Origin of the sequence: Micromonospora yasonensis, from assembly GCF_026013475.1 — a bacterium.
GTDB classification, from domain to species: domain Bacteria; phylum Actinomycetota; class Actinomycetes; order Mycobacteriales; family Micromonosporaceae; genus Micromonospora; species Micromonospora yasonensis.
Genome location: NZ_JAPDPH010000337.1, coordinates 1 through 5,408, shown reverse-complemented (window position 1 = coordinate 5,408; position 5,408 = coordinate 1). Strand labels below are relative to the sequence as shown.

The 5,408-nt window shown below is 66.3% G+C and carries 5 protein-coding genes; 2 read left to right on the top strand and 3 right to left on the bottom strand.

What is annotated here, in order from left to right:
- A partial coding sequence (locus tag ONA70_RS34455; protein ID WP_265010670.1) for an alpha amylase C-terminal domain-containing protein occupies positions 1–320 on the top strand: 320 nt, incomplete at its 5' end.
- A gap of 36 nt (positions 321–356) precedes the next feature.
- Here ONA70_RS34455 and ONA70_RS34450 read toward each other — a convergent pair.
- The 3 genes from ONA70_RS34450 to ONA70_RS34440 form a co-directional block, all read right to left on the bottom strand.
- Positions 357–527 (bottom strand): hypothetical protein, encoded by a 171-nt coding sequence (locus ONA70_RS34450; protein WP_265010669.1) that lies wholly within the window; start codon positions 525–527, stop codon positions 357–359.
- Positions 528–673: 146 nt separating this feature from the next.
- Positions 674–1,249, bottom strand: coding sequence for a DUF6346 domain-containing protein (locus ONA70_RS34445; RefSeq protein WP_265010671.1), 576 nt, complete (start codon positions 1,247–1,249; stop codon positions 674–676).
- Between the two features lie 11 nt (positions 1,250–1,260).
- Positions 1,261–5,046, bottom strand: coding sequence for an RHS repeat-associated core domain-containing protein (locus ONA70_RS34440; protein WP_265010668.1), 3,786 nt, complete (start codon positions 5,044–5,046; stop codon positions 1,261–1,263).
- 64 nt (positions 5,047–5,110) lie between these two features.
- On the opposite strand from ONA70_RS34440, the gene ONA70_RS34435 reads away from it, so the two are divergent.
- Positions 5,111–5,233, top strand: a complete 123-nt coding sequence (locus ONA70_RS34435; RefSeq protein ID WP_265010667.1) for a hypothetical protein — start codon at positions 5,111–5,113, stop codon at positions 5,231–5,233.
- Positions 5,234–5,408 lie beyond the last annotated feature (175 nt).

The following is a 5,408-nucleotide window of genomic DNA, read 5'->3' as shown; positions in this document are numbered from 1 at the left end:
CCGAACCGGCCGGCTTCCGCTGGATCGCCGGCGACGACGCCGCCAACAACACCGTCTCGTTCATCCGGATCGCCCCGGACGGCGCGACGCTGGTCTGCATCGCCAACTTCTCGGCGCTGCCGCTGGAGGGCTACCGGATCGGCCTGCCGGCCGCCGGCACCTGGACCGAGGTGCTCAACACCGACGCGCAGCACTACGGCGGGTCGGGGGTGGGAAACCTGGGCGCGGTGCAGGCCGAGAACGTGCCGTGGCACGGGATGGTGGCGTCCGTGGCGCTGCGGGTGCCGCCGCTCGGCGTGCTCTGGCTGCTCAGGAAGTAGGTGACTTGTCGAGCGTCGTGACAACCTCCGGACAGGTCAACGGCGACGAATTGCACCGCTCAAACCGATGACAGTCGGCGCACGGTATTCCAGTTCGACGACCGCCCCTTCGGCGACCGACACCACGCACTCGGCGAGGCCGAGATCATCACGACCGCCGAAGGACACGGAAACCTTGACGACCCAGGAGCCCGCGGTAACGGGCAACCGCTGTTCCCCCCAGTTCGACATAACAGGCGAGGCGCCGTTCAATGCGACTCCGGGGCGAGCCGAGCGGTACACATCAGCGAAAGGACCTTGCGGATAAGAGAAATGGATCCTAAGTTCCGCTTCACCGGGACGCATCAATCGCCCTACTCTCCACGTTCCGAAGCCGGCTCCTGACCGGACGAGACGAGGCGAGCATACAGTCGCTGGCCGAGCACGCCCCGGACCAGCAGCAGCACGATGATGATCATCCCTAGTACGACGACGGTGATCCGCAACACGTGCAGGAGGCGGATCGCCACCGCGACCACCTCACTGCCCGAGCGCGTGTACGCACACTCGCGGCTCACGCGGCTGGCGCACCTTTGCACGAGCGCGACCGATCGGCCGGTGTCAGCCCCGGTGACCACGGAGCCGCTGAGGACAACGTTTCTCGTCGGCCCTGCCCCCTCCCTCACCACCACCTGGCATCGCCACCAGTATCCGAAGCCAGACGAGCTCACGGGGCCGGTCCGTTCGCAGCGATCCACGTCCGCCCGCACAGCCCTCGGAGAGGTCCAGGTCGGCGTCGTCTCTCCGGGGTAGGCGCTCATGACCGTCGTCAGACCCAAGCCGAGGGTCGCGGTCACGACGGCGATCACCACCGACCAGACGGCGCAGGAGAGCAGCGACCGGAGGTAACTCCGGCCACTGCCTCCCGCGCCGCCGGCAGAATGAGACATGAACATTTGCCCTAGTAACCCGTCAGGGCGCCTTGTACTGCGTTGAAGGGGTTCCACTTTCCAATATCACTCGGGCTCCCCGGTATGAAGCCGTTGACCACGAAGCCGCCGATCATGTTAGCCCTGCCCTCTTTGAGCACCTTGCCATACACCGGCCGACCGATCTTGCTGCCAAGCAGCACCTTGTGGGTCTTCGCCAGCCCCTTCACGCCGCTGCGGGTCATGGCCTCGCGCGCCTCGTGGCTGAACAGACTCTTGAAGGTGCTACCAGCAGCCTTGGCGCCCGTTTGGAGCGCCTCACCGACCGCCTTCTTCCCCAACGCCTTACCGAATTGACCGGCAAAGGCACCGGCGGTATTGCCGGCGGCCCCGCCCGCTACACCAAACAGGGCGCCTACAGTGGTATCGAACGCCACCTCGCCGATGCTGTTTCCTTCGAGCGCGGAGGTCAGGCCGCCGGCCACGGCGCCACCGAGAGCGCCGCAGGCGAGAGCTCCTGCGCCCAGCGTGAAGGCCGTGCATCCCACGCCGACGACGAGGCCGGCAACAGCTCCGGTGATGTCAGGGTGATCCTTCATCCAGTCGCCGGCGCGTGACGCCTGCTTGCAGACCCAGGAGAAGGCGCCGCACTTGCTCTTCTCCTTCACCTTGGGCTTGGGCGCCGGTCGCGGCGGCGGGACGTACTTGCCACCGGGCTTCGGCTTGGTACTCGTCTTGTGATGCTTCTTGCCCCACTTGATGTTGTCGGTCGAGCCGCAGCCGCCGGGGCAGCCGTTCGTCGGGCTGTAGCCATAGCAGTCGAAGTGCCGGCAGTCTTCCGGAATCATGCCGGTGGGGTCGCTGGAGGTCACCGGAGTGTTGTCGGCGTAGGCGAATCCGTTCCACTGCTGAGGGTCGCCGGCGTCCTGCATCGGGTCCACCGAAATGAACCGTCCGAGGGTCGGGTCGTAGGCGCGTGCGCCGACGATGGTGAGTCCCGTGGGGCTCATCGGCTTGTTGAGGAAGCCGCGGTTATCGGGTGCGGTAACAGCGGCTCCACGGGGCCCGCCGTAGGGGGTGTACTGCCGCCAGGTGGGGTTCTGGGCGGTGTTGTCGAGGTAGAGCGACGGGGTGCCCTGGTGGTCGGCGATTGCGAAGGTATATGCCGTGCCGCTGCCCGAGCGGATGCAGGTACCCCCACCCGGGAGGGCGTAGTAGCGGTCGCCGTCGATGACGCCGGTGGCGGTGTTGAGGGTGAGCTGCTGACCTGGCAGGTAGAGGGTGTTCTTGCCGGGTTCCTTCTGCAGCAGCAGGTTGCCGTCGGCGTCGTAGATGAAGGTGTTGTTGCCGCTCGTACCCCCGGTGACCGAGACGAGATCTCCGGCGTCGTCCCAGGTCAGCGTCTGGTTGCCCTGGGCGGCGTTGCGTCCGGTGGTGTTACCGGCGTTGTCGTAGGTGTAGGAGGTGGTGCCGGTGGTAGCTCCCGTCATGGTGGTGGAGGTCAGGGTGTGGGGCTTGTTCTGACCGTTGCCGTCGTAGGTGTAGGAGGTGGTGATGTTCCCGGCGGCGCCGAGGCCGTGTTCGGTTTGCTGGGTGCGGTTGCCGAGCAGATCGATGCTCCAGCTGGTCCAGTAGGCGCTGCCGCCGCCGATGCTGTTGCCCACCATCGACTTGTTGGTATCGGTCGGGATGGCGGCGCAGGCGTCCGTGGCGGTCCACGCCTCGATCAGCCGGGCCAGGCCGTCGTAGCCGTAGCACTGGGTCTCGGCGGGGGTGCTCGCCCCGTACCGCTTGCTGATCTTGCGGGTGATGTTCCCGGCGAGGTCGTACTGGTATTCCTGCTCGTCGACGGTCGCCGGGGTGGTCTTGTTGCGGGTGACGAGCTGGTTGGTCAGCCGGCCGGTGTGGGTGTCGTAGGTGTTGGTGACGTAGGCGGCGCTGGTCGTGCTGCCCACCGTCTGCTGGTTCACCCGACCCCACGCGTCATAGGTGACCCCGCTGGTGTAGGCGGTCGACCCACCCAACGTCGTCGGCAGATCCAGCACACCGGAGTAGCCGTGAATGACCGTCTCCGACGGCAGGCTGCCCTTCGCGGGATAGGTGTCGGTCAACGGCAGGCCCAGCACCGAGGTGTAGGTGTGCCCGAAAATGTACTGACCACCCAGGGCGCCCTCGGTGTCCGGGATCGTGACCGTCACGCCCAGGCTGTTGCCGAAGACGTCGAACGCCTTCTCCTGCGACGTGTACGCCTGGCCACCCCGGTAGGTGATCGTGGTGGTCAGCTCGCCGATCGCGTTGGTGACGCCGGCGACACCGTTGCTGTTGTCGTACACCCACGCGGCTCGCTGATTCGCTGCCGACTGATTCGCCACGGTGGCGGCGAACTCCCCGGTTTTCCGGTCCAGCGCATCATAGGTGTAGGACACCGTCTTGCCCCGGCTGTCCGTGGACTCGATCAGGTTGCCGCTGGCGTCATACGCCATCGTGCTGTCCCCGGCATCCGGGTCCGACTTCCCCACCACCTGGCCGAGCAGGTTGTACGTCGAGGTCCACACGTTGCCCTTGGCGTCAGTGAGTGCCGACTGGTTGCCGTGCCCGTCGTAGCCGTACTTGCTGGCTATCGCGGTACCACCGGTGACAGCGAAGGTGCCGGTGAACGTGTCGGCTGGCGTGGTGACGGTCGGACGAGCGCTGTATTCCTGGAGCTCTGCCTTCCGGCCCAGAGGATCGGTGACCGTGGCCGCGACCACTCCTCCGGTGGGCGGCACAACAGTGGTGCGGTCCCCGGCGTAGACGGTCGTCGTCTTGGAGACCGTGACGCCGTTCTTCGCCGCCTCGACGACCACCGTTCGACCTAGGCCATCGTAGGTGTTGAATGTCTGGTTCGGCACCTGCTTGCCCAGATCCGCTGCCGACACCGGGGTACTGACCGTCGGCGTCGTCGCGTCGTCCCACCAGCCGTTATACGACGCCCGCACCCAGCCGCGGGTGTCGTAGAACGTGTCGCTGATCGTCCGACCCCCTTGCGGCGTGACACCTTGGGTCTGGCGGGCTCGCAACAGCGCGTCGTAGATGACGATCGACGTCTGGTAACCGTTTGAGTTGTTGAGCTTCTGCGACGTCACGGCGGTGACGCCGGTCTTGGCAAGGGTATAGGTGAACTTGTTGTTTGCCGGACTGCTGGTCGCCCGCGAGTTGAGCCACACCGCCGTCACCCGTCCCAGAGCGTCGTACTGCTCTCGAGTCACCACCCCGTTCTCATCCGTGGCGGTCAGGGTGCTTCCGCGCCTCGGGTTGATGGTCTTGGACTCGGTCTGGTTGAGAGGGTTGGTGGTGGAGGTCGCGGTCACCACGTTGACGTTGTTCATCGTGTAGTTGGTGGTGGTCTTCGTGCCACCACCGTCGTACTCGTCGACAGCACGGCCGTAGCTGTCGTAAGTCGTCATCTCGTCCGTCTGCCAGACGTACGCGCCGGAGGTGTAGTCCTTGGCGGTCCGCTGCATGGTGACGTCGCCCTTCGACGGGGCGGTGGCCTGGGGGAAGGTGGTGGCGAAGGTGGTGTCGTCGTAGTAGTTCCGCTCGGCCTTGACCACCTGCGCGGGCCGGTTGACCGTCGCGGGCGCGGTGAGGGTGTTGACGCTGCCGGGCTCCGACGCTGGCGTGCCCTGGGTGAAGCCGCCGCAGGCGGCCGACAGGGTTTCGGTCTGGCTGACCAGGCCCACCAGGTTCTTGCCCGTGTTGGCTGGCGCGTAGGTGTAGGTGGTGCACTGGTCGTAGGCCGGGTCGACGGGCACGGTGTAGGTGTAGGTGTTCTTCAACTCGCCGAACGTGGCGCTGGCGGTGTTCGCGTCGTAGCTGTTCTCGCTCGCCGTGTACCGCCAGGTGACGGCACCGCTGCTGGTGACCGCCTGCCGGGTGTACGTCTTGATCGGCGCGACCCACTGCGCCGTCAGCGCCGGCAACCCCGTGCGGCTGCGGGTGGCGGTGGCCGCGGAGATCCAGTAGGAGGTGATGGTCGAGGAGTCGACCCGGCCACCCTCGCCCAGGTAGTTCGTGGTTTCGAGTTCCTTGCCGGCGAGTTCGTTGACGTCCTCGTGCACGCCGCCGGCGGAGTCGGTCAGGTTCACCACGGTCGTCGAGTTGTTCTTGGACATGCCGCGGTAGTAGGCGGTCTCGGAGA

Bases quoted from the DNA above. Each gene is read 5' to 3' on its own strand.
- ONA70_RS34445 (WP_265010671.1), bottom strand. From the start codon at position 1,249: ATGTCTCATTCTGCCGGCGGCGCGGGAGGCAGTGGCCGGAGTTACCTC.